The 24,462-nt window shown below is 40.8% G+C and carries 26 protein-coding genes and 2 pseudogenes; 15 read left to right on the top strand and 13 right to left on the bottom strand.

Annotated elements, in window-relative coordinates; all coding sequences use genetic code 11:
* Window positions 1-90: 90 nt before the first annotated feature.
* Window positions 91-639 (top strand): annotated as a pseudogene (locus V7K85_RS15900) (ATP-binding cassette domain-containing protein); the annotation flags it as partial.
* 22 nt (window positions 640-661) lie between these two features.
* Window positions 662-3,574 carry an NHLP bacteriocin export ABC transporter permease/ATPase subunit gene (locus V7K85_RS15895; RefSeq protein ID WP_334814598.1) on the top strand — a complete coding sequence of 971 codons (2,913 nt, stop codon included), beginning with the start codon at window positions 662-664 and terminating at the stop codon, window positions 3,572-3,574.
* 545 nt (window positions 3,575-4,119) lie between these two features.
* Here V7K85_RS15895 and V7K85_RS15890 read toward each other — a convergent pair.
* The 4 genes from V7K85_RS15890 to V7K85_RS15875 form a co-directional block, all read right to left on the bottom strand.
* Window positions 4,120-4,281 carry a CopG family transcriptional regulator gene (locus V7K85_RS15890; RefSeq protein ID WP_334814597.1) on the bottom strand — a complete coding sequence of 54 codons (162 nt, stop codon included), beginning with the start codon at window positions 4,279-4,281 and terminating at the stop codon, window positions 4,120-4,122.
* 702 nt (window positions 4,282-4,983) lie between these two features.
* Window positions 4,984-5,505 carry a hypothetical protein gene (locus V7K85_RS15885; RefSeq protein WP_334814596.1) on the bottom strand — a complete coding sequence of 174 codons (522 nt, stop codon included), beginning with the start codon at window positions 5,503-5,505 and terminating at the stop codon, window positions 4,984-4,986.
* Between the two features lie 32 nt (window positions 5,506-5,537).
* Window positions 5,538-5,975: a hypothetical protein gene (locus V7K85_RS15880; RefSeq protein WP_334814595.1), complete on the bottom strand. Its 438-nt coding sequence runs from the start codon at window positions 5,973-5,975 to the stop codon at window positions 5,538-5,540.
* Between the two features lie 128 nt (window positions 5,976-6,103).
* The gene (locus V7K85_RS15875; protein ID WP_334814594.1) at window positions 6,104-6,973 is read right to left on the bottom strand and encodes a DUF2382 domain-containing protein; all 870 of its coding nucleotides are present in this window, start codon (window positions 6,971-6,973) and stop codon (window positions 6,104-6,106) included.
* Between the two features lie 636 nt (window positions 6,974-7,609).
* Between V7K85_RS15875 and V7K85_RS15870 the strand changes: the two genes are divergently transcribed.
* A complete protein-coding gene (locus tag V7K85_RS15870) occupies window positions 7,610-7,870 on the top strand; it encodes a hypothetical protein (RefSeq protein ID WP_334814593.1) in 261 nt (86 codons plus the stop codon).
* Window positions 7,871-7,936: 66 nt separating this feature from the next.
* On the opposite strand, the gene V7K85_RS15865 is transcribed toward V7K85_RS15870, so the two are convergent.
* Window positions 7,937-8,113: a hypothetical protein gene (locus tag V7K85_RS15865; RefSeq protein WP_334814592.1), complete on the bottom strand. Its 177-nt coding sequence runs from the start codon at window positions 8,111-8,113 to the stop codon at window positions 7,937-7,939.
* A gap of 122 nt (window positions 8,114-8,235) precedes the next feature.
* Here V7K85_RS15865 and V7K85_RS15860 point away from each other — a divergent pair, with 122 nt between their 5' ends.
* From V7K85_RS15860 to V7K85_RS15850, 3 genes are all read left to right on the top strand, one after another.
* Window positions 8,236-8,691 carry a CAAD domain-containing protein gene (locus V7K85_RS15860; protein ID WP_334814591.1) on the top strand — a complete coding sequence of 152 codons (456 nt, stop codon included), beginning with the start codon at window positions 8,236-8,238 and terminating at the stop codon, window positions 8,689-8,691.
* A 98-nt stretch (window positions 8,692-8,789) separates the two neighbouring features.
* Window positions 8,790-8,969, top strand: a complete 180-nt coding sequence (locus V7K85_RS15855; protein ID WP_334814590.1) for a hypothetical protein — start codon at window positions 8,790-8,792, stop codon at window positions 8,967-8,969.
* A 306-nt stretch (window positions 8,970-9,275) separates the two neighbouring features.
* On the top strand, window positions 9,276-9,758 hold the full coding sequence (locus V7K85_RS15850) for a hypothetical protein (protein WP_334814589.1): 483 nt from the start codon (window positions 9,276-9,278) through the stop codon (window positions 9,756-9,758).
* Window positions 9,759-10,188: 430 nt separating this feature from the next.
* Here the strand turns inward: V7K85_RS15850 and V7K85_RS15845 are convergent, their stop codons facing one another.
* Window positions 10,189-10,332: a hypothetical protein gene (locus V7K85_RS15845; protein ID WP_334814603.1), complete on the bottom strand. Its 144-nt coding sequence runs from the start codon at window positions 10,330-10,332 to the stop codon at window positions 10,189-10,191.
* A 452-nt stretch (window positions 10,333-10,784) separates the two neighbouring features.
* Here V7K85_RS15845 and V7K85_RS15840 point away from each other — a divergent pair, with 452 nt between their 5' ends.
* The 6 genes from V7K85_RS15840 to V7K85_RS15815 all read left to right on the top strand — a co-directional run bounded on the left by V7K85_RS15840 (window position 10,785) and on the right by V7K85_RS15815 (window position 17,601).
* Complete coding sequence (locus tag V7K85_RS15840) at window positions 10,785-11,675, top strand: YihY/virulence factor BrkB family protein (RefSeq protein ID WP_334814588.1); 891 nt, start codon at window positions 10,785-10,787, stop codon at window positions 11,673-11,675.
* Window positions 11,676-11,895: 220 nt separating this feature from the next.
* Window positions 11,896-13,398, top strand: a complete 1,503-nt coding sequence (locus V7K85_RS15835; RefSeq protein WP_334814587.1) for a helix-turn-helix domain-containing protein — start codon at window positions 11,896-11,898, stop codon at window positions 13,396-13,398.
* Window positions 13,399-14,014: 616 nt separating this feature from the next.
* A complete protein-coding gene (gene aqpZ, locus V7K85_RS15830) occupies window positions 14,015-14,713 on the top strand; it encodes an aquaporin Z (protein WP_334814586.1) in 699 nt (232 codons plus the stop codon).
* A gap of 111 nt (window positions 14,714-14,824) precedes the next feature.
* Entirely contained in the window at window positions 14,825-15,670 is an 846-nt protein-coding gene (locus V7K85_RS15825) for an endonuclease/exonuclease/phosphatase family protein (protein ID WP_334814585.1), read from the top strand.
* Between the two features lies 1 nt (window position 15,671).
* A complete protein-coding gene (gene cls, locus V7K85_RS15820; protein ID WP_334814584.1) occupies window positions 15,672-17,114 on the top strand; it encodes a cardiolipin synthase in 1,443 nt (480 codons plus the stop codon).
* Between the two features lie 244 nt (window positions 17,115-17,358).
* Window positions 17,359-17,601, top strand: coding sequence for a hypothetical protein (locus tag V7K85_RS15815; protein ID WP_334814583.1), 243 nt, complete (start codon window positions 17,359-17,361; stop codon window positions 17,599-17,601).
* 377 nt (window positions 17,602-17,978) lie between these two features.
* On the opposite strand, the gene V7K85_RS15810 is transcribed toward V7K85_RS15815, so the two are convergent.
* Together V7K85_RS15810 and V7K85_RS15805 are read right to left on the bottom strand one after the other, a co-directional pair.
* Window positions 17,979-18,173, bottom strand: coding sequence for a hypothetical protein (locus tag V7K85_RS15810; RefSeq protein ID WP_334814582.1), 195 nt, complete (start codon window positions 18,171-18,173; stop codon window positions 17,979-17,981).
* A 221-nt stretch (window positions 18,174-18,394) separates the two neighbouring features.
* Window positions 18,395-19,411, bottom strand: coding sequence for a metal ABC transporter solute-binding protein, Zn/Mn family (locus V7K85_RS15805; protein WP_334814581.1), 1,017 nt, complete (start codon window positions 19,409-19,411; stop codon window positions 18,395-18,397).
* A gap of 54 nt (window positions 19,412-19,465) precedes the next feature.
* Between V7K85_RS15805 and V7K85_RS15800 the strand changes: the two genes are divergently transcribed.
* Window positions 19,466-20,194 carry a metal ABC transporter ATP-binding protein gene (locus V7K85_RS15800; RefSeq protein ID WP_334814580.1) on the top strand — a complete coding sequence of 243 codons (729 nt, stop codon included), beginning with the start codon at window positions 19,466-19,468 and terminating at the stop codon, window positions 20,192-20,194.
* A gap of 53 nt (window positions 20,195-20,247) precedes the next feature.
* Here the strand turns inward: V7K85_RS15800 and V7K85_RS15795 are convergent, their stop codons facing one another.
* Window positions 20,248-20,376 (bottom strand): hypothetical protein, encoded by a 129-nt coding sequence (locus tag V7K85_RS15795; RefSeq protein ID WP_334814602.1) that lies wholly within the window; start codon window positions 20,374-20,376, stop codon window positions 20,248-20,250.
* 130 nt (window positions 20,377-20,506) lie between these two features.
* Here V7K85_RS15795 and V7K85_RS15790 point away from each other — a divergent pair, with 130 nt between their 5' ends.
* Window positions 20,507-21,391, top strand: coding sequence for a metal ABC transporter permease (locus V7K85_RS15790; RefSeq protein WP_334814579.1), 885 nt, complete (start codon window positions 20,507-20,509; stop codon window positions 21,389-21,391).
* 604 nt (window positions 21,392-21,995) lie between these two features.
* Here the strand turns inward: V7K85_RS15790 and V7K85_RS15785 are convergent.
* Window positions 21,996-22,331 (bottom strand): hypothetical protein, encoded by a 336-nt coding sequence (locus tag V7K85_RS15785; RefSeq protein WP_334814578.1) that lies wholly within the window; start codon window positions 22,329-22,331, stop codon window positions 21,996-21,998.
* 119 nt (window positions 22,332-22,450) lie between these two features.
* On the opposite strand from V7K85_RS15785, the gene V7K85_RS15780 reads away from it, so the two are divergent.
* Complete coding sequence (locus V7K85_RS15780) at window positions 22,451-22,756, top strand: hypothetical protein (RefSeq protein WP_334814577.1); 306 nt, start codon at window positions 22,451-22,453, stop codon at window positions 22,754-22,756.
* Window positions 22,757-22,864: 108 nt separating this feature from the next.
* Here the strand turns inward: V7K85_RS15780 and V7K85_RS15775 are convergent.
* The 3 genes and pseudogenes from V7K85_RS15775 to V7K85_RS15765 all read right to left on the bottom strand — a co-directional run.
* Window positions 22,865-22,987: pseudogene (locus V7K85_RS15775) on the bottom strand (Uma2 family endonuclease); the annotation flags it as partial.
* Between the two features lie 194 nt (window positions 22,988-23,181).
* Complete coding sequence (locus V7K85_RS15770; RefSeq protein ID WP_334814576.1) at window positions 23,182-23,355, bottom strand: hypothetical protein; 174 nt, start codon at window positions 23,353-23,355, stop codon at window positions 23,182-23,184.
* A gap of 323 nt (window positions 23,356-23,678) precedes the next feature.
* Window positions 23,679-24,440, bottom strand: a complete 762-nt coding sequence (locus tag V7K85_RS15765; protein WP_334814575.1) for a metallophosphatase — start codon at window positions 24,438-24,440, stop codon at window positions 23,679-23,681.
* Window positions 24,441-24,462: the final 22 nt, after the last annotated feature.

Below are 24,462 nucleotides of genomic sequence, written 5' to 3'. Positions count from 1 at the left end.
AGAGTTGCAGATTATTCTGATTCCCGCCCTTAAAACTATTAGTTTTCTAAACCCCTTACCAGACAAGTATTTCAGCTTTTCTTAGTGCCATTCGATGGTAAACCCAGGTTGCAAATTCCCTATCAAGTATTGACTAACTCCGTCGCTATGGTGGAGCAGGAAATTTTGATGTTTGCCGGAACTGTTAGGGAAAATTTAACTTTATGGGATACCACAATATCAGATAACAGCCTGATCCGAGCTTGCCGTGATGCTGCCATTGACGATGTGGTTCTCTCAATGTCTGGGGGATTTGATGCAGAACTGAGCGAGGGTGCTGTCAATTTAAGTGGAGGCCAGCGACAGCGCTTAGAAATAGCCCGCGCTTTGGTGAATAATCCCTCCATTCTAATTATGGATGAAGCCACCAGCGCCTTGGATTCTGAGACGGAAAAAATTATTGACCAAAATCTGCGGCGACGGGGATGCACTTGCATTATTGTCGCACACCGATTAAGCACCATCCGAGACTGTGATCAAATCATCGTCCTTGAGAAAGGAAAGGTAATGCAACGAGGTACTCACCAAGAATTATGGCAAATGGAGGGATTGTACTCGCAGTTAATCCGTAGTGAGGGTGAAGCGCTGCCAGGAGTTTAACGAATTACGAATTATTTTAAAAATGGTTAACCAAGTTAAAATCACAGATTTACAGGGGCAAGTGTGCAGCCTTAAGGGTAATGAACCCATACTACTGGATGACCCGCAGATTGTTTGGGTGGTTGAGTCTGGCTCTGTAGCATTGTTTGCAGTCACGGTTAAAAATGGCGTTATGGAAGGAAATCGACGTTATCTATTCAGTTGTGACTCCAAACAAGCCCTTTTCGGAACACTTCCTAGCTCTGAGAATCAGCACCGCCGACTTTTAGCAGTGCCGATTGGAGAGACAGAACTGCTGAGGGTAGATCAAGAACACTTTCGGCAGTTAGTTGTTGATGGCGATGCCACAGTAGTTGCTTTAATAGAGGGCTGGCTTGAGCATATCGACCCTGCGCTTTTTGACATCGTTACACCAGCAATTCAAGTTCAGGCTGTTGGACAAGCACGATTTTCTTTGAGTAATCACGAGACTTTCCAACCTGAAGCTGGTGCGATCGCTTGGGTAGAAATTCAGCAAGGAAATGTCAGTTGGATGGGGCTAGAAGAATTAACTCTAGATCCGAAGACGGGAATTTTTCCCCTAAGCGATCGCATGTGGTTACAAGCTATGGAGTCAGTTCAGCTGTCTACTGAAACCACGAGCGCGATTCGGGATGCTGATATGCTGCTAGGGGGACTATCCCAACTTCATACTCAACTCCTTGACTATATTAGCCTCCTAGAGCAGCAGGAAGCGCAGACAGAACTACAGCGCCTTCAAGATCGAGAACGGCTCAATCATCAAGTTACTGCTGAGGCTCTGGGTGAACTCGTATCGCCCCTATTACCCGGTAAAGCAACCTTTTTCTTGGAAGGCACACCTTTGTTAGTTGCTGCTGGTGCAGTTGGAAGATATTTAGGTATAACAATTCGCCCCCCTGCTCAATCCGAAAACCTCAAACGGCTCAAGAACCCGTTGGAGGCAATTGTGCGGGCTTCTAAGGTGAGGATGCGGCAGGTTTTGCTGCGGGATAATTGGTGGGAGAAGGATTCTGGCCCCCTGGTCGCTTATACTCAGCAGGACAACCGACCTGTGGCGCTGCTACCAGTTGCAGCTAATCGCTACGAAATTTTCGATTCTATTGCACAAACCCGTGTGCTTGTCAATGACCACAGTATTGAGACACTGGCTCCAATTGCCTACATGTTTTATCGGTCTCTGCCTGATAAGGCTCTCAAAGCGGTGGATCTATTCCGGTTCACTTTTAAAGGTCGTGGAAGAGACTTGCTTGTCATTTTTTTAACTGGTGTTGCGGCGACGCTACTGGGAATGCTTACACCCTACGCTACTAGCATTTTGATTGACAATGCGATTCCAGATAGTGACCGGGGATTACTGTTACAAGTTGGTTTGGGACTGTTGGTTGCTGTTTTAGCAACGGGGCTATTTCGGCTAGCTCAGGGATTAGCCCTGCTGCGGGTAGAAACGTTTACTGACGCCTCTATCCAAGCTGCTATATGGGATCGACTGTTAAATTTGTCGGTATCGTTTTTCCGTAAATACACAAGTGGTGACCTTTACTCTCGCGTCACAACGGTTAGTATAATTCGTCGCCAACTTAGCGGCCCAACTCTGCTAAATTTGATAACTGGTCTTTTTGCTTTGCTGAATTTGGGGCTTTTATTTTACTACAGTTGGAAATTAGCTTTAGTTGCCGTTGCTGTTGCCGTAGTAGCGATCGCCATCACCACACTTTCGGGAGCGTTCCTCGTCCGTAAAGTTCGGCCATTACTAGAACTCAAGGGAAATATTTTTGGGCAGACGGTGCAGCTGATTAATGGCATTGCTAAACTGCGTGTTGCTGGCGCTCAAGAGCGAGTTTTTGCTTCTTGGAGTAAAAACTACAGTCGGCAAATCAAACTAGAACTCAGCACCCAGAACCTTGAAGACGGCGTTATGCTTTTCAATACAGTTATGCCCACACTAACTTCTGCTGTCCTCTTCTGGTTTACGATCAAGCTGCTTGAGGAGGCTGAGACTACAGGTGGTATCGGACTGACTATTGGGACTTTTTTAGCTTTTAAGACTACTTTTGACACCTTTATCAAAGGTTCTACAGACGTAAGTAATACAGTTACTAACGCTTTACAAGTCATTCCCCAGTGGAAGCGCAGCCAGCCAATTTTAGAAAGTATACCAGAAGTCGATCTGGACAAAGCTGACCCTGGCAAACTCATAGGCAGAATTAAAGTAGATCATCTCACGTTTCGCTACCGTCAAGAGGGAGCGCTGACTTTAGATAATGTAAGTCTTCATGCAGAGCCTGGAGAGTTTATTGCACTTGTAGGCGGCTCTGGAAGCGGGAAATCTACTATATTTAGATTGCTGCTGGGGTTTGAGACTCCTGAAGATGGGGCTATATACTATGATGGTCAAGATTTATCTGGTTTGGACGTTGGAGCGGTGCGTCGCCAGTTAGGCGTAGTCTTGCAAAATGGTCAGATTACCTCAGCTTCCATTTTCGACAACATAACTAGTGGTGCTCAAGTTACACTTGATGAAGCTTGGGAGGCGGCGCGGATGTCTGGGTTGGCTGAGGATATTGCAGCCATGCCAATGGAAATGCATACTGTCATTAGTGAGGGGGGTAGTAATCTTTCTGGAGGGCAGCGACAACGATTGTTGATTGCTCGTGCTTTGGCATTAAAACCCCGCATTTTGTTATTCGATGAAGCTACTAGTGCGCTCGATAACAGAACCCAAGCGATTGTCAGTGAAAGTTTGGATAAGTTGCAAGTTACTAGGATAGCGATCGCTCACCGACTTAGCACCATCCGCAACGCTCACCGCATTTATGTACTGCAAGCAGGCCGGGTTGTACAGCAAGGAAATTTTCAGGAACTAGCTGCTGTAGAGGGATTGTTTGCCCAGTTAATGGCTCGGCAAATGGTGTAGACCCTGACTGTTTTACCGCAGTTGCTTTACACTTTCCCTCACTTTGTTCCTGGATAAGTGCTTATAAGAATCCTATCTAAATTAAGCTGCATAAGCTTTACAGCATCTTAATTTTTCTTCAAGTTTTTAAAATAGGCGAACCTACCGTATGACAGTACCTGTGCATGGCTTTGAGTATTCTTTTGGTTGCTTGGGTGACCAAGACAGAGGCTGCGATCGCTCCGGTTTTAGCTGCGTAAGGAGAATTTATGAGAGCATCTATTCACTTCTGAAAGCTCTAAATATGTTTTTTTCTGGCAAAACATTTTCTCATAACAAAAAGGCTGATGTCAAAATAATTCCTATTTAATAATTACTAACTCATCATTAAAATCCCATGCATAAATGCACTTTCTTGATTAAGTAATAAATTTATTTTATCCATCAATAAATTGAGAGATAAGTTGGAGCGCTGGAAGCCAGCGCTCCAAACTTGGGGGGGCTTGTAACCAAAATAATGAATTAATAATTATTCTGGTCAGTTTAGTTAGCATATGTTGAACTGCTCAACCTTCTTTTTGTGCCATTTCGGTTGTCAAAGAGCGGATTAACTCTCGGATTATATCGGTTGCTGGTCTTCCAGTCATTGAACAGTACTTTTCAAGCTTCTGAGCCTCACCTGATGTGAGATTGATTGTAAGTCGTTTAACAGCCCATTTCTTATTCACGTTTTATGCAACTCTGTTTTTAAACTACTCTTTTAATATCAATCATTTAAGCTGTTCCAACAATGATATAATTAATGAGATTAAATTCAAGATGCTATGAAGGAAAATACTCTAATTTCCTACTCTGTAGTTAATAGATAAAGTAAATTATAGAGTATGAAGTTTAGCTGTTTTGGGTCTAAGAATTGTGAATAGAATGTAAAAAGGATATTAAAATATATCAGCACAAAATAAGTATTCACGTAGAGTAAGTCTTAACACAGGGCAAACGCATCTAAAGTATAAGAATCCTTTAATAGCAAGGGTTTAAACGTCAATACGGTTTAGTTAAGCATTTCTTTCTTCTCTTTGCGTCCTTGGCGGTTCGTTAAAAAAATTGACTTTGGCAAAGAGTTTTAGCCTTAATTGAACTATATTGGTTTAAACGTTTGATTATTGAGGCTATTTTTTCAGAAATATCCATATGCAGCAAGGGTTTCACAAATTACTTGCGTTTGCCCAAATAGACATCTGGTGAAAATTAATTATGCGTTCACTCAAACCCTTGTAGAGACGCGAAATTTCGCGTCTCTACATTCTTTTCTGGAGATGTCTAATAGGTTAAAACCTGATACAGCCAAAGCTCCAAAATTGGTTTATTGATAGGAAAAATCAAATCTCACAAAACCGCGTTGCTCCCGTATCAACTTTGGGTGGGAATGCTTACTTATGACCACCAAACCATTTAGAGGCAAACGCTCCCAAAGCTGCTCCTACCACTGGATTACTGAGAAACTTAATAATCGCTGGTTGTTCAGCCATCACTTCTTGGAAGATGTCAGGATGACTATGATATGTGAAAGATGCTAGCTTGCTAAGGTCATCTGCATTTATGCGGTTAGGGTTGTGGGTAGAAAGTCCTAAATCTCGCTCCAAATGACGCTCGTCTAGACCTCTTTGCTTTAAGTGCTTGAAAAATGCCCGTGCAACATCATCCCGTTCGTTAGGCTTAATCTGAGCGATCGCTTTTTGGAGTTCTGGCTCCAGTTGGCTTGGTGGAATGCTGTTATGGTTGAAAGACTGACTAAACAATTGCCGACGTTCATCATGAGATGAGCGCTGGGCAAAATCGTCAAAATTTTGGTATTCCTGAGTTGGATCAGACGAAACATCATCTAAAGATTCTGTATTCCCGTGAGCCAACTCGTTGAGAATTTCGCGTTTATACTTGTCACTGCTGCTCATTTTAAATCTCTCCTTTTCTACTTGCAATCAATTTATTTATACTCAATTTGATTTGATTGCGTATCATACTGAGCCGTCAAAATCAGTTTTTTGTCTGGTGCATACATCAAAATTTTTAAGTCTTGATTGGGGAAATTTTGGTGAAAACCTTGGAGTAAGGATTTTGCTAATGGTCGCACCTCGGTCGGACGAACTTGAGGCGCAATCACGACACCCAACTTATTGTTGTCACGTACATAAGCATCCTGGACAATTCCCTTGGCTGTAGCGACAACCCAGTTACCAAAATCTTGACCCTGTACACTGTTACCGCGTGACAACAAGTCATAGTCAGCACTATGACTGATTCCAGACGGTAATTGAGTTGGTTGTTTAGCTTGAACAGTACCACTACAGGCGGCAGTCGTTGTTAGTACTAATACCAATACTAAAGCTATTAAAACCCGACGAAACTGTTGAATTATTTTCAATTTAACCACCTAATCTAAACTAATGACTCTTCTGCAATATCAATCGTCTGAAAGTAATTTTGAGTAGAAGTAGGTAGAAAACCCACTCGTACTAACTCAAATGCAATGACCTTTGTAGTTTAAGTAGGTTAACCCCGGTCAGTTTTATTCTCTATTCGAGTTCCATCAGTGTGAACATCTAATTCTTCGCGTCGAATGGTTTCTTGAGCTTCAACGGTTTCTTTGTCTAGAACTTTCTGCACTCTGACTTCTTCTCGCAAAAAAGCTTCCTTATGGATATCTGCAACTTCTTCATAGAGGTCTATATGCGCTACCTCGCCCTCGCCAAAGTCAGTCGCTTCAGCAGACACAACTTTGCCTGTGTCTTGAGAAGTCACTCGCTCAATCACGACTCGCTCTTTTTCCACCGGAACAGCAACTTTTGCAGTTTCGGTTTCAACATGCTTACTAATCGCTACTTCTTCGCTTTTTCGGCGCTGTTTATTAGCAACTAGCCTTTCTTGGTAAAGTTTGAAGGTTTGATCTTCGTGAGCGCTGACATCATACAGATCCGCGTCATCTGCGTAGCTGTAGCTGTTGGGATCAGGACTAGGAGTAGTGCGGCCAACTGCCGATTCTAGCGCAGCTGAACTTTCTACAGACGGTGTACGATATCCTCCACGCACCTGTTCTTCATAGTCGTAGTCAAGTGTTGTATGCTCTTGATATTCAGGTAAATTTTCCGCTTGCTCTCTTGTTATACCAACGACATATACACGGTTTGCTGTAGAGTCAATACGCGATTTTCCTACTGGTAGTAAGACTTTCTTGCCAAAAATCCAAAAGCCGATGTCAACAATTAAATAGCGGAATGCTCCTTGGTCGTCTACTACAGCATCATTTACTGTACCAATCTTCTCATCAGTTCCTTGAACATACACACCTATTCCTTTGATGTCGTTACCTTCAAGAGTATTACGGTAGTCTGTATCAAATTCACTTATTTTCTGGAGTGGCATTATTTGATTCCTTAAAATCTTGCTGTGTCTTTTTTATAAGTTACACAATTTAGTTTATATAAATCTTCTCTCCGAGGATTGAGTCCAATCATCTTGATATTTAATCAATAGGAATAACTAAATATAGTTTGATAACCAAAAAGTATGATACTAAGCTCATTTTTTAGTACTACCTTATTACTGCTCCTAGAATCTATTATAACTAAAATTCTATTACTTTTGTGACTACTTTCTAGCCTTTTTGTGACTACTTTCTAGCATTATATGTCCAGTTTAGATTTAGCTCAATCGATATAATGAATCCAATTAAGCTAGTTAAATATGTTTATTAATGCCTTACATTTAAATCAAATATCTTGACATTGTTCAACGTTTCTTCTTTGAGTTGTAATACTTGTTCTATCACTCTTGTTCAAGGCAAAAGGTATTCCAAAAGATTGATGAAAAGTAAATCTAAAAACGTCTAACCTTGATGAAAGCCCTAATAAATTTGGAAATAAATATTTACCTCTGCTACTAAGGAGTAATAAGGAGAAATCATGGTCTGAGATGTACATCGGCGTGCTATAAGCGTATTTACTCATCATCGGGATGCGGAACAAGCGCCGCATGAATTGAAAGATTTGGGCTTTGGCAATGGATAGAGTATCTGTGGTTGTGCAGGATGCAGACGGCAATAATCATATTGCTGGTGCTGAAGTTAGCGAGTACGTTGGTGGTAAAGCTGACGATGAGCTTCGTGACACTGGCTCAATTCTCAGCAAGTATAGAATTCAAGAGTGGCAAATCTATGATCCAACTTTAATTAGTTCTACAAGTCCTGGTTATACTGCTGTGCTTGTTGCTCACTCCACCGCTACCACGGTTCCCCGGCAAATTATACAAAGACAGCAATAAGCAATAGGGGTATTCTCAAACAAGCGAGATCCACAAGCGTCACTTACTGAACTGGGCGATGCTGGTTTATGGTTGGATAATCTGTGCTTGATTGCTAGGAATGATAATCTGTGCTTGATTGCTAGGAATGTAGATAAACAAAACCCGATCGCGGATACGAAAGGAAATATAGCGCTTTCTGATCTGGTGAGGTATCTTTTCAAAGTTACTAACCTTGGTAAAAAAGATTTGGGTGTACCTCACTTGCTTAGGAAATGCTATAAAAGGTGTTAAAAATGTAGTTGCAAAGCAACCGTTGCCAAACTTGATAACAACAAAGCCTAAACTTTAAAACTGTTCTCATTGCAGAAAATCAGGAGATAATTATGGAAAGCGAATTACAGCAACAGCAGTATGTCAATGCTGCCTCCCAAAAGCAGATAGAAGCACTTAAAGGTTCAGAGTCTGGAAACCTAGCAATGTTACCACCCGCCTCGGAAAATGAAGAACAATGGCAAAGAATTGGTAGACAGATTTCTATATTTTTGGCAAAAATACCTGAGTACATAGCTAGGTTCTACCAAGAATACAAACTACCGATTATCAGCTTTGCTTTGCTTGTGATAGTGGTTACAGGACTGAGAATTTTTCTAGCGGTACTGAAGGCAATAAATGATATTCCACTAGTTTCTCCAATTCTAGAGTTAATTGGACTTGGTTACACAATTTGGTTTACTTTCCGCTATTTGCTCAAAGATTCAACTCGGCAAGAATTAGCAGCAGAAATTCGCTTGTTTAAAAAACAAATTCTAGGCAGAGAAGAATCACAGACTTTGAGCTAACTACAGTATAGTGGTGCAAGGTTAAGCACTTACAAGTAATAAAATGCTGCTCACGCCTAGCTTTCGCCTTTTCGGCGAAAGCGCCACAATACTTGGGTTTGACAAAAAAATCATTCATAAACGCTGAGGCAGCGCTCTCTACCGAAACATCTTTTGCACCCAATTTAGACAGCAAAGACATTACAAGTAAGTTTCAGAAATACTCAAAAGAAAAAAAGACCCTTGCCCAGAAAATTGTAGCAGCAAATGCTGATTATGTTTTGAGCCGTGATAGATAATCATATTGGAGCTACACCAACAAGTGATGAATTGGTTTAAGACAGTGCAGTCCCTTGGGTTTGAAGGTGTTGATATGAGTATTCGGGAGATCTACAGAAAATAAAATGCCTAGCCCAACGCTCAAGCAAGTTTTGAGGGTGTGGGAAACCCGCCTTCTTTAAAAGGACTCAGCGGATCAAATATATTTTGGCTCAAGCCAAGGATTTAGGTAATGAAAGCCTGAATGGCTTTCATCGACGACTGGGTATTTATTCGTGTCTTATGCCTTATACCACGTCAGCTAAATTAGAAGGAAAAGGAAATGTATGATCAAGATAAATAGACTAGCTTCGCAGACCTCAGCAATATTTCTTTTAATATTGCTAACAGTCCCGCTCCTTAATAGCTGCGGCGGAGGTTCCCGAAATGCCACCTCACCTCCGATTGACGATAGTGTTGGTAGAAATTTAAATAATCGCGCCCCCGTAAATCAACCCCAAGCTAGGAGGGGATTGAGTACAGGACAGAAAGTGGCAATCTTGGCGGGAGCCGCTGGACTTTACTACCTCTACAATCAGCGAAAGAATGCCCAAGGAAAAGGAGCGCAGGGGAAATACTACCTTTCTAAGAATGGGCGTGTTTATTATCGAGATGCTCAAGGTCGGCCTGTCTGGGTAACACAGCCACAAGAGGGGATTCGTGTTCCACAAGAAGAGGCACAACAATACCGTAACTTTCAAGGATATAATAACAGCCCTACAGGGCGAGACTTGAGGGGTTTGAGTGAAACTCCTGTTCCGACAAATTAATTTTTGCAAATATTAGAAATAGATGACGTGTAACCGTCATTCTATTTTTTAATATAAGTTTTTCCCTATTTAAAGTTAACAATAACCATGCATATTTCAAGGATTAACTATTGTTCTATAAGCGGCTGTATAAAAAAATAGAAAATCATGTTGTCAATAAATTTTGGAAAAATGGCTTAGATTCGTCGCTGATTGCAAATAATGTTTTGACTAAACTAAAAAGCCAACTTTGAAACACTCTCTGTGACTAGGTTGAAAACACCTGAATCCTTACAGTTTTAGACTAGCAGATGCTAATAGTTTTTCAAATAATTATGTGTCCGTCATTGCTTTACTTGCTAGAGGTGAACTATTATAATGTGTTAACAAGTCAGCCGGATCATCGTAAATAGCGATGCCTGTGGCGGGCGTAGCGCTCGCATCCTCTTAATTAACTATCATCAAAACCACCACAACGAAGCGCAATCACGCCAACACCAGCTTTATTTGCAGACTCAATATCGGAAGGAGTATCTAAAGCATCACTACCGAGGCTGGTTGCTCCCTTCAACTTACTCAAAGCAACTTCAACAATATCTGGGTCTGGTTTGGAAGCTTCGGCATCGCTAGATGTTGTCGCCTCATCCTGACTGAGGACGCTAGCAAAGTAGTGAGAAATGCGCTACTGAAGACTAGGAGCGATGCCAATTTCTGTATCAATAACCGCGATCGCCCCGTGGCCGATTACAATATTAGAAAGTTTTAAAAGAACAAATTACGGTTTGTGAGAGTAAACTTACTAAACATATTGTAACGCCATCTTCTTCTAAATCATTATAATCGCTCACTAGATGCTCAACACCTGAATTCTATTACCTACGGTCTGTGCAATAATTCGATTTTTAGCTTCTAGCTAGTAGCTAAGTGAATTTTAGCTACAGGATAATAGTTTTTATGGTCAGCGGTAAATAGAATTCTGTTGCAAAGATTATCTTGGAGATGCAGAGCGATGTTGGTAGAGATGCACAGAGGTATGGAGACTCATCCATGAATTTAAAGACAGTTTGGGATCTCCTTAAAGAGACATTTTCTGAATGGAATAAGGATAAAGTGTCACTTCTGGCGGCTGGGTTGGCATATTATACAGTTTTCTCCTTAGCACCGTTGCTGATTATTGTGATTGCGATCGCCAGCTCTGTATTTGGAAAAGAAGCGGCAAGGGGCGAGATTGTTGGGCAGATTCAAGGTTTAATCGGCTCTAATGGTGCAAAATTTATTGAGATGGCGATTGAAAATGCCAACAAACCGACCACTGGGGCGATCGCTTCCATAATCAACCTGATGATTCTGCTTTTTGGAGCCTCCGGCGTTTTCGCTCAACTTCAAGATGCCCTTAACACAATTTGGTCAGTACAGCCAAAACCCGGACTCGGTGTCATCAAAATCATTCAAAGCCGCTTTTTATCATTTACTATAGTGCTGGGGATTGGCTTTTTACTACTCGTGTCCCTCGTACTCAACGCAGCTTTGACAGCGCTATTTAACTTTTTGGGGAATTTAATAGTAGGTATTGAGATTTTCTGGGAGATTTTCAACTTCTTATCCTCATTTTTCGCCACTACGCTGCTATTCGCTTTAATTTACAAAGTTCTGCCAGATGTTAAAATAGCCTGGAGTAATGTATGGATTGGTGCGGCGATCGCCTCAGTCCTGTTCACAGTTGGAAAATCTCTTTTCGGAATATACCTGGGTAATGGTAGTTTTAACTCCACTTACGGTGCAGCTGCCTCCCCAATAATCATCCTGGTTTGGGTTTACTATTCTGCCCAGATCCTCTTTTTTGGAACCGAGTTTACTAAAGTTTATACGAGAAAATATGGCTCCAGAATTGTAACTGCTGAAAACGCTGTAACTTTGACTGAAGAAGCTCGTGGTTAACAATAAATCAAAACACTGATACAAAAAATCACAAAAATAATCGTAAATATCACGCTTTACCTTCTCGACGGCAGACACTAAAGCTTCTGAAAAGCAGTTATTTTTCACAACAAATAGAAGTCACTTTCGGCAATATGATTAATAGGATTTTGCGATCTGGAGCTATGTGGACTTCTTAAACTATATAAATTACCTACATGAACAGCATATTTATACATAAATGAAACAGTTAGCAAAAACGTTATCTAGTAAACTCCTGCATCTATTTCAGCAGATACTAAAAATTACCATTTTCTCTAATCCAAATCCAAACGGAACTGATGTTGCTGAAGATGAAGAATTTCTGGAAGACCCGACTGCTCAGTTAGAAAAGAAAATTCCTCTTCCAGACAGAGTTCAGAAAAATGAGCAAGAGGTACTATTAAATTACCAGTATCCAGCTAAACCTCGACAATTCAAAAAAGCTTCCTTATTTCCTGACAGTAAGACTAGTATTGCTGCCTTGTCGCTAGTTTTGCATGGAGTTGCTGAAGTCTTATCTCAAAAAATGAATCTGTCATGGAAAGGTCAAGTAAATAGTACTTTCAGCTACGAAAAAGAAATTGAAAGTGGAAAAGGAAAAATTTGTTATTATGTAACAGATAATCCAGAAACCCCACAACCAGAAACTCTGGCCGAAGAGGCTGCTCTAATTGTTATAGATCAATTTGACCCAAGAGCGTGTGCAATTCACTTGATTTATTGTGCCTTAGTAGCCAGTCTAGATAAACCTTGGCAAGGCAATTTTGTCATTGATGACAAGCAACTACTTGAATACACAGGGCTTATTAAACGCAGGGACTTATGTAAGCATGAAAAATTGAGTATTTTGTACCACTTGTTACGGCAACCTGCTCAGGTATTAGCCTCTATTGCATGGCCTAAACAGGGCAAAGTAGGAGCTTTTACTGTTGCTGATTTGAAGATTTGGGACGTTAACATAATACGAGATTTTGAAACAGATAAAGCTGGCAATAACAAGCTAATGGGTTTAAAGGTGATAGGTCAACCTGGAGTATGGACAAAATACTTTCTCAACAAATCTAAATACCACTACCAGACTGGAATTATTACCAAAAAAACCGTACAGAAACTATTTAGTATTGGTAAACAAAATGCTGGCGCGGTTAGAATGCTAGTTTGGCTAACCTTTCAAATCCAACCGGAATTTCAGGATTGTGTAATGGGCAAGACTCTGATGGAGATTGCTTACGGCGCAGACAAAGTGTCAACAGCAGAGCAAGACAGACAGCTCAGACGGCAAATGGCTGATGACTTTGAAACTGACTTGAAAGTTGTCAAAGAAGCTGGATGGCAAGCAGAACTGGAAACAGGCCCAGCTTGGTTAACAAGCACCAAAAGCACTAAAAGACCTATAGGTTACTGGAGTGAAATACTGAATTCTAGATGGCGTTTTCATCTACCAGCAGAAGTACAGGAACGCTTGACCATCAACTCGAATCAGCTAAGTGCAAACAATATCCAGCCTCTATCAGGTAATGCGATTAGAGAAGCTAGAAAAGCAAAAGGCTGGTCTAGGGCATTTTTCGCTACAACGATGGGGAAAAGCGTTTCCTGGGTTGATGCAGTCGAGACGGGTAGACGTCAGGTTTCTCAAAAGGACTTGCCCAAGTTACTCAACATACTGGAACTACACTTTAACTGTAGCGACCGACAATACTAATTGCTTAAAGGGAGTAATCAAAACCTAAGCAAACTAGGATTAGGCACTTACAAGTAATAAAAGCAAGAACTGTCACATGGCGGTTTGGTTAGCTTGTTTATCGAGCGAAGATCCCCCCAACCCCCCGATAAATTGGGGGGCTATTTTCTTCCTTTACCCCCTTAAAAAGGGGGTCGCCGCAGGCGGGGGGATCTTAACCGAACCGTATTGAGATCTGTTGCATAGCGGTAAATTATCTCTTTCCAACTTTTACCCCTACTATGTGGTTTGTAGTTTATGGAAATAAAAGCGCTGTCAGAAAAAGCCGGATTTGTAGCGGGCTATGTAAAAAGGAAATAAATTTAATTTCTCATCAAGTTTTTAAAGGAAGCAACTAACAGGATATTGTTACCTTTTATAATTAATAATTCAAAAAGAGTATTTATCTTAGTGTGATTCGGCTAATGCGTACAAGTATCAATCACGTCTAGTAGTTGATCATGCTCTCCATTGACGGGTGTAGATTGGTTAAAGGGTAAAGGTAAAGAGACAAAACACATACATCTCTTTTGCCGTTCCCTTTTACCCCGCTAAGGGAACTTGGCGAACTACTAGCCAGCTATGGCATTTCTGATAAATGAATCGTTACTCTTTAGCAAAACGATGTTTGGCGGAAGCTCTAGGCACAGCTTGGTTGGTGCTGATGGGCGTGGGTACTGCGGTTATCTCTGGTGCAATACCTTGGGTTGGAGTTACTGGGGTGGCGATCGCTTTTGGCTTAAGTTTGTTGACTGCTGCCTATACTTTTGGTTCGATCAGCGGATGTCACATCAACCCCGCAGTTACAATTGGTTTTTGGGTAGCCAAGCAGTTTTCTTCTAAAGACGTTTTGCCGTATATCGGCAGTCAGGTTCTCGGCGGAATTTGGGGAACTACTATCCTGTTTTTGATTTGCATGGGCAAGCCGGAGTTTACAACAGCTAACTTTGGTTCTAATGGGGTGGGAATTCACTCCCCTGGTAACTATAGCTGGTGGGCTTGTGCATTAGCCGAATTCACTGTTACCTGTGGCTTTGTGCTGCTAATTTTGAGCGTCACATCTTCTCCTGCTCTGAAGCGGTCTGCACCCATCCCCATCGGTTTCGGGCTGACCTTGGCGCATCTGATCCTCATTCCTGTAACAAATGCCAGCGTCAATCCCGTGCGATCGCTAGCCACAGCTATATTTACTCGCGATTGGGCATTGGCTGACCTTTGGATTTTCATTGTGTTTCCAATTTTTGGTGGAATTTTGGCGGGTATGGTCGCCCGATGGCTGCAAGAACCAGACATCTAATACAATGATTATCATTACCAATTAGTGAGTACTTTGTTTTTTGGAAGTCCCTAACTGTGTAACGACTGTTCAATAGCGTTAAGCTAGAATAAATCCATTTTAATATTAGTGATGCCTAATATTCAAGAACATGTAAACACTCTCGTTACGAAATTTGTTCCGAGTTATAGATATCTTCGTTTACAAAAACTCACAATTGATAAAAATAATTCACTCCAAACAGAAATTAATAGTAAATCAATTAAAGTTCTCAGTTGGAATATTGCTAAACAAAACTATAATAAAAATTGGCTAAAAGATTTTTCAAACATAATTGAAACTTATCAACCAAACCTCATATTTCTACAAGAGTTTTCTCTCAGGTTAGAAGCAGATGAATTGCCAAAATGGCTGAAAATGAATTGGACTTTTGCTCCTAACTTTGTAGATATTCATCAGCAAACCTATTCGGGGATTTTCACAGCAGCTACAATCAGTCCACTCATAAAAAAAGTTATAACTACTAAACATTATGAGCCGATTGTTAAAACTCCTAAAATTTCTTTAGTTACTGAGTATCTGCTATCTGATAAAAGCACAATTCTCCTGACAATAAATAGTCATCTGATCAATTTTGTAGATTTAAATAAATTTAAAATACAATTGAATGAATTAGAGCTAGTGTTATCTACACATCGTGGTCCACTAATATTTTCAGGAGATTTCAATACTTGGAGTCGAAAAAGAGCAGTTATCCTCAATCAAGTAACAACTCAATTGGGATTAACACCAGTAATTTTCGCACCTGATGAGAAGGAGAAAATTAAACGCTTCCTGTTATCACCCCCTTTAGATCATATCTTTTATCGAAATCTCAGTGCGAAGAAAGCCAGTGCTAAGGTGCTAGACCAAATTTGTTCATCCGATCACAAGCCATTGCTGGCAGAATTTACTTATATCAATACTCAAAAAAATTAATATGCTTGTAGATGGTGGTGTTCTAGCTATTTTTAGCACAGCTACAGTTGTTGCTCATGTTGTAGGAGTTGCACATGCAGCCCATGCAGTGATGAATGTGCGTTCTTCCCAAGGGGCAATTGCCTGGAGCATTTCTCTAATTACCTTTCCCTGGCTAGCTATTCCGTTGTATTGGATTTTAGGAAGAACTAAATTTCATGGATATGCTGAAACACTGCGCTCAGTCTATGCACAACACTACAACCTTATTCAGCCGATTTATAGTGACCTTATTAAATTTCAGGTTACGCCACCAGATAATCTAGCCAAGTTGCAACCATTAGCGGAGGCTTTTACAGAAATTTCTTTCACATCAGGCAATGCTGCCGAATTACTGATTGATGGTCAGCAAACCTTTGAAGCTATGCTGAAAAAGATTGCATTGGCGACAAATTATATTTTGTTCCAATTCTACACTGTTAACGATGACCAAGCTGGTAATCAATTTAAAGAAGCATTGATTGCTAAAGCCAAGGAAGGAATAAACATCTACTTTCTCTACGATGAAATTGGTTCCAAGAAACTATCTCGCCCTTATATCCAGTCTCTAGAACAGCATGGAATTGCAGTAAGTGCATTTAACACCACTCAAGGTCAGGGTAATCGGCTCCAATATAATTTTCGCAATCATCGGAAAATTTTGGTGGTGGACGGAGAAATAGCATTTGTAGGTGGACTGAATATTGGTGACGAATATTTAGGAAAAAATCCTCGCTTGAGTCCCTGGCGCGATACCCACATGATGCTCGAAGGCCCAACTGTACAAAGCCTACAAAACTCTTTTTTGCGAGATTGGTATTGGGCGACTCGAAAACTTCTTGAAGTTAACTGGCAGGTAAAAATTAATCGGGAAACTAATCAAACTGCATTCATTCTTCCTACAGGTCCAGCAGATCAGCTACCAGCTTGTAAGCTTTTTTTTGTAGAACTAATTAATCAAGCTCAAACTCATCTCTGGATTGCTAGTCCATATTTTGTGCCAGACGAGGCAACATTGTCAGCCTTAAAACTGGCAGCCATGCGAGGTGTAGATGTGCGAATTCTCTTACCAAACCGACCTGATCACTTATTTGTTTATTTGTGTTCCTTCTCTTACTACACCGAAATGGAAAAAATCGGTATCAAGCTATATCGTTACAAAAATGGGTTTATGCACCAGAAAATTATAGTCATTGATCAGAATATAGCAGGGGTAGGAACTGTTAACTTAGATAGTCGCTCTTTTTCCCTAAACTTTGAAGTTATGGGTTTTGTTACCGAGCCTCGGTTTGTCCAAAGTGTGAAAAAGATGTTAGAGGATGATTTAGCTGTCTGTGTTGCTGTTGATCTTAATGAGTACGATAAAAAACCTTTTTGGTTCAAGTTAGCTGTAAGAGTCTCTCGATTGCTAACTCCTTTACTTTAATCACTAATAATTTTCCCTACTTCTAACCTATACGAACTGGCTGTGGTGCATAATGTAACAGAGCTAGCCTTCATGGGTGCAGAATGTTCAAATGCTTCAGGATGAGTTACTTCAAGAGAGCGAATTAACTCTCCAAACCCTCTGGTTCACCTGCAATCAGCAGAAAACAGACAACATTGATCCTATATTCCAGCGACATTTTTAGCTTTAGGCTAAAATTGATTATTAGTTTTTCACCTCTACTATGCCTCAAAAACACAACAGCAATTCCCGAAGATTGCCCAAAATTAGAACTACGATTTTCTACATCTTCGTTGTGATCGCTGTTTTAGTAGTAGCCTTTCCTTGGCTGTACGAAATTAAAAGCAAGGCTGGGATCGACATATCACCTGGACGCCACGCTGGAACCTTTTTTGAAAAACATACCCACGGACTTTTCAAGTGTGAGTGGCTTTATCCTTACCATTGCGATCGCCCCCAAGGTTAAGTAGGAGAATTGAACCTTGGATGACTAAAGACTAGTACCGCAAGGCGGAAGTCAAAAGTCACTCATTCAATAGTCAAAAGTATTATGGAATGGGAAAATCTGGACTATCAAAATAGGTACTGTGATCTGGGCAACCATTTGGGTAGTACATTGTAATATTTTGATCCTTGTGGGATAAGGGTAGCTGCGATCGCTCCCCAAGTCTCACAAATATTGCACCGCGCTGAACATTACTTAACTTTCGGGTGCGCCTTCTGATGATCGCGTTGCGATCGCTATGGTGGACTAAATAATCAGGTATTCAATCCACCATTGTTGAGTTGAGTTACTAATGAGAGCCGGCACAGTTAAACCTTGACTCGTCGTCTGAGTCAGCTTTACTCCTGATCAATTTTTTCGATATCATCAGGTGTAGCAGTGGCAGAAATTTTTGATGTGCCAGATTTGCCTGCACCTGAGTTGCCACCAGAAGCGCCAGCACCCCCTGAGTGTTTAGAATCCGTATTTCCTTGTTCTTCTTGAAGCTGTTCAAGGCGGTTTTTTTCTTGAGCTTTATCTTTTTGGTCAGCCATATCTTATTTACATTTTTCAAAGTAGCGATCGCTCTTAACTCTAGCATTTTCCTTATTCAAGCGACACCAGATACTTAAGATGCTCACGTTATTATAGCGATCGCTGTTAGGAATTTAGGGAGAGGCTAGCGCCTGCCGTAGGATGCCCGAACAAGAACAGCGTCTCCTGTCTTGAGAAGGGCTGTAGGGAGAAGATTCGCTATCGGTGACACTAACTCTGATTATTTAGGCCCAAACGCTGTATACTTACCTCCTAAACCTTCCACAATCGTGCGTGTATTGGCAATTAACATTCCCTGGTAAGTTTCACCCTCTGTTCCTTTTTCGCCCAAACCATCAGCAAACAATTCTCGGTCTGAAACCTTAACTTTTGCTTCTTTGGCTACAGCCTCTATAAGTTTCGGGTTAATTGTCGTCTCTGCAAAAATCGTCGGTACACCCTCTTTTTTAATATCATTCGCTAGTGCGCCTACCCGCGCAGGTGTGGGCGCTTCTTCTGTGCTAATACCCCCTAGCGCCCCTTCAATAGGAATTTTATAAGCTTTGGAATAGTAACCGAAAGCATCATGGGTTGTCACTAATTTGCGTTGTTTAGGTGGAATTGTCGCAATCTGCAATTTAATCCAACTGTCTATTCGGCTGATTTCATTTGTGAGTTTTTGCGTGTTGCTGGTATAGCTTGCAGCATTATTTGGGGCTACTTTTATTAATTCTTGGGAAATCACCTGTGCTATGGCTATGCCATTCTGGGCATTGTGCCATACATGCGGGTCGGTAACAGTTTTACCATCTTCTTCAAACTTTTGAGGTTTGGGGACTGCAACTTCATCTACAGCCACCTTGGGAGCAGGATTTGAGGTAGCTTTAATTAGCTTGATTAAACCAGGTTCAAAGTTGTAGCCACCGTAGAGAATTAACTTAGCTTGCTCAATTGCTTTGCTATCGTCTGGCTTGGGTTGGTATACGTGCGGGTCTGAACCGGGATCGATTAAGCATTTGAGGTCAATCGTATCACCTGCGATTTCTTTAGTTAAGCCACAAGTAACAGTGTTGGTGGCGACTACTAACGGACTTTTCCCACTAGCATCCAAAACGGGTGAAGTAGCTGTTTGGGGAGGTACCAGATTATTAGGAGGCGTGGGAGTCGATTGGCTGGTTTGGGATGTTGGACTACATCCAAATACCCCGCATGTTAGGGCAACGGCTAGGGATTTCAATCGTAGTTTGTAAGATATCATAAATCTGATGACTGAAATTACATTGATTATCATTATCATATAAATGGTAGATTTATGTTAGAAGTTAAAAATTTAGCTGTAAATTACCGGGGAGTCACGGCGGTTGAGGATGTGAGTTTCCGTTCCTTACCGGGACAACTTGTGGGTGTAATTGGCCCAAATGGCGCTGGTAAAAGCACAATGGTGAAGGCAATTTTGGGCTTAGTGCCAACTACAAGTGGAGTTGTAAAGTTTCGATCTCGCGCTCTGAAACAACAATTAAGTTCTGTTGCGTATGTACCACAGCGATCGCAAATTGACTGGGATTATCCAATAACAGTCCAGAATGTGGTGCTGATGGCGCGGACTGTGCATACAGGCTGGTTTCGCGCACCTTCACGATCATCTCAAGAAATAGTCAAAGATGCTCTGGCGAAGGTGGGGATGTTAGAGTTGCGATCGCGTCAGATTGGAGAATTATCAGCGGGACAACAGCAGCGAGTATTTTTAGCACGAGCTTTGGCGCAACAAGCCGAATTATTATTCTTTGATGAGCCATTTGTTGGGATTGATAAAAAGACAGAAGCCATCATGTTTGATATATTTGAAGAACTAAAATCTCAAGGCAAGATTTTATTAGTGGTCACTCATGATTTGGGAACAGCTTTGACAAAATGCGACCAGTTACTGTTATTAAATAAACAGATAATTGCTAACGGGTCGTTGAAAGAGGTAATGACAGCAGATAACATTCAACGTGCTTATGGAGATGGCGTCTTATTATTAAATAGAAATGTTTGTTAGAGTAGAGAGCAGAAAAACTAATTTATTAATTTTAATGCACAACACCCGGAATTTTAATAGTCTACTAATTCCGGTGTTTGATTGAGTATTTGACTACGAGTTGAAACAAAATCTAAGTATATAGATGAATCTAGTTTGTCTGGGTGAAAAACAGCGAGATTATGAAAATTTTGAAATACCAACTTTATGCAATTTGTGAGGCTCAACTACGCCACGAATTGCATCTTTACCCATGATGACTTTAAAACCAGTCAGATGTAAACAAAAAATCTAAAATATTAAGTTGATTATTAATTGTGGAGATTTCTGCTAATGTTAAATTTTCTTTTAGAACCCCTAAGTTTTGAATTTATGCGTGGAGCACTTGCTACAGCAATTCTATTGGGTGTTCTTTGTGCTGTTGTGGGTAATTATCTCATTGTTCAACACATGGGAATACTGGGAGATGTAATTGCTCATGCAGTTTTGCCAGGACTGGCTATAGCTTTTTTCTTAGGTATCAATATTTTCTTAGGTGCTTTTATCTGCGGAACTCTCAGCACCTTTGTAATTGCTTGGATTCAATCTCAATCTCGCATTAAAGTTGATGTAGCAATGGCGTTAGTTTTTTCTGGCTTTTTAGCTTTGGGTATCATGTTGATTACCCTATTGAAAAGCAAATTAGACCTGCATGAATTTTTATTTGGCGATATTTTGAGTGTAACCACAGATGATGTGAAGCGCACTGTAATTATCACAGTTGTTGTCTTGCTTTTAATTAAACTATTTTACAAAGAATTGTTATTTTACACCTTTGACCCACTTGGCGCTCAAGCGAGTGGTTTACCGATTAATTTGATTCATTTTGCCTTAAATGGTGCGATTACTTTGACGATTGTCGCCAGTATGCAAACTGTGGGTGTAGTGTTAGTTGTTTCACTGCTGATTGGGCCAGGAATTACAGCTTATTTATTAGTGAAAGAGTTGCACCAAATGATGCAATTAGGCGCGGTAATTGGTGTAATTAGCAGTGTGACTGGGATGTATATTAGTTATTATTTAAACGTACCATCTGGTGCAGCGATCGTTTTAGTTGTTTCTATGCTATTTTTATTAGCACTATTTTTTAGTCCTAGTCAAGGAATTTTGACCAGACCAGAAATGGCTCATCAAAGAGCTAGGCTTTTGAGCCAATTCAAATCTCAAAAAACAAAGTGAGCCAGTGCATTCCAGTCGCCTTGTGTCGGAAAGCGACTGGCGTTAGCAACGCTCTTGAGTGTCACTGGGAGGGTGATTAAAATCGGCTCATTTAATCTCAATTACTGTAGTATAGGCAGTTGACTTTGTAGTAGCATCTGACTGGCAAGGGCTTAACAGCTAGGGCAATCGCAGCCCAACTTTTGGATGGCAAGCTATTTTATTGTTTCTGTTTATAGAGAGTGCAGTAATAGAGATGGGGATTGGGAAACGGGTACATTAACTATCTGAGTATTAGCGGCTCTCAAAGTAGGATTAGCTAAATTTTGAGGAGAAAACTTTTTTGCAAAAGCTGGGTTGACATTTAATAGTATCAAGGCGAAAAAGCTAAAGCAGCAAAGTAAAGCTAGTGCAATTTTATTGATAATTTACCTCAGAAGAGGCATTAGCACTATAGCAATCCGATTTGATTTCTGAATCACTCGTAGAGGTAAGGGACTGGGGACTGGAGATTGGGGACTGGGAAGAAGGAATAAAGCTGTACTGAGTTTTGTTCAAAAATCAAATATGAGTCCTATATCTCTTTCGATTCTGTAAAATCTAAAAATAGCTCATCAAGCTTTGATTAAAGAGTCAACTGACCAGTTTGCAACATTTGAAGTGCTAAAGCACGACAACTAGAACAGTCACAGCCAAACTTAGCGATCGCTACATCCCCAACTGTATCACCATTTGCATCTAGGGAAAAAACTCGTGGATTCACTTGTACAGTCAAAGTTTCAGTGGTTTGTGTAGCAGAACTTTTTGTTGGGGAAGCAACAGTACCAGCAACTTGATGCGCTGGTGCGCTGCTAATTGTAGCTACCGAAGGTTTACCTTCTGCGACAGCGGCATGGCTCATCAAGAAAAACAAGTAGAAAACACAAGAGCTACTAAGCAGTGTGAGTATTGTTTGATTCATGGCAAAAATCTCATGTTGTAGTTTATCAAGTTAAAGTTTAGCATTAGGATAAAGATCTGCTATGACTAAACGTCAACTGTTTAGTTACACTAGTTACAACCAATTAATAAATACGCACTATGAATAAGAAAGTGTTAACGCTGCTTGGCTGCTCTGGTTCTCTAGCTACAACAATTTTAGCTTCTCACTCTGTCCAGGCTCTGATGCCAAATAAAATACCAGAAGCAAATGTATCTATTTCAGGTGTGAATGTGACTGGTACTTCTTCACAGTCAGATTTTCCACAAGAATCGCGAATGTCAGAGAGCATGGTTAAACAGTATGCTCAGACAAAGTTTGGCTGCACCTGTGCCAGTTGTATGAACTTGGCACGTCAAATGCTCCAGCAAGACGGCTCTGCCCCGACTAGCCCTGTGGGATTTTGAATACCCAACCATCCTAAAAGCATGGTTGCACTGTGCAAAAATTATTGATCATGATTTTTTTGGGACAATGCGGTAAGCAAAGTCATGCCCTGAAAGCTTATCGCCTCCCTATACTTGCAACTCAAATCCAGGTAATATATCTTCTCCAGAAAGAATCGCTGGCATTTGAATAACTTCTACAGCTTTCAAAAGTCGGTAAATTTCCACTCTTGTATCTTGAGGATTAATTAGCAATCGGTTCTAGATTAAGCACAATAGTATTCATTGAATCTTTCCTCGTGCCTTTATTGCTAACATCTGTTACCTTTTGTTAAAAGTCTAGCAGGAATAAATTAACTTGAGTTCGACGGAGTATCGCCTATTCACCTGAAGAATGTCAAAGTAGTATCGACTCATAAGCCATAGAGGTAGTTTCATTGCCAACATCAGCGTGATTTTCCTGTGGTTTTTGCTGATAATACTGTGGCAGATAGGGATTTGTGATCAACTACCGAACTCATATCTGGCATTTCTTGCCGACAATCGAGACAAAACCAGTAAATTTTACTACTGCGAACATGACGCAGTAGTTTTCCATTGCAGCAAGGGCAGTCACTCATATTTAAATTAATTTGAAATTCAGCGGGTATGATTGTTGGCAGTAAAAGCAACAACTATCTTGATCTTGTTAGCCTTCCTGAACTTTGATGAATTTGGTTAAATCAGAAAAATATGCCGGAGAATGAATCTCCCACAAGAAAAGCTGATGTTGGAGGTTATAGCATTTATATAAAAATAATCTAGCAAATAATTTTAATTATTGCAATTAATTGGCAATAATTATGGCATCTGGCGATCGCCTACGGTGGGGCACAGCCTATGGCAATAAGCATGTTAATCCCTCATACTCAAGCAAGGATAATGCAGAGATTTAGAGAATGCGTTAAACGCTAGATTTCGATTTTTTACCCTTGTGCTGGCTTTGAAATCCCTTACTATTGGCGTAATACACGGTTTTGAATTCCACTTGATTCGTTCCGGGGTTATAGAGAGTATAGGTAGCTTGACCTGGTGTGCGTCCCACATTCCCCACCCCAATTACTTGACGCGGATTAACGGTAACTGTTTGAGAAGACACCTGCTTATCAAGAGTAGTGAGTGCAGTTGTGATGAAACCAGTTTGCATCTGATACTCAAAAGTTAAACCAGAACGCCCGCAAAATAGGTTATTTGCTTGCATCCGCGACAGTCTATCAAGCATTTGAATTGGGGGAGTTTCTGGGGTTAATTCTTCGTCCACACCTACCGTTGAGCCGTGGATTAACAAACAATCTAATTCAAAAAAACCAAAATCGAGCGATCGCAACCATTGTACCGTCTTGCGAGAAACACACTCCCACAACATCTCAACAGTATCACCCCCATATTTTGCCATGAGTTCAGGAACATCTCCGGTCGGCCCTAGACCATGCAGAATCAAACACTGTTCTTCCCACCAACCTTTACAAATCAGGGGTTCTAATTCTCCATGACGTGGGTTAAGCACTCGTTCTACTAACTTCTCTGTTTCTGGTCTTGGCCCCACCAAATCACCCAAAATATACAAAGCCTCTACCTTATCACCCTGACGCTTAACATCTGCCATTACAGCTTCATAAGCCGCCAAATTACCTTCAATTCCACTCAAAATCGCCCATTTATTCATACTCTTCTGTCTCTGCGCCTCT

It is taken from the genome of Nostoc sp., from assembly GCF_036917615.1.
Taxonomy (GTDB): domain Bacteria; phylum Cyanobacteriota; class Cyanobacteriia; order Cyanobacteriales; family Nostocaceae; genus Nostoc.
Note: the sequence above shows the minus strand (reverse complement) of the source record. Positions and strands in the feature narration are given on the sequence as shown.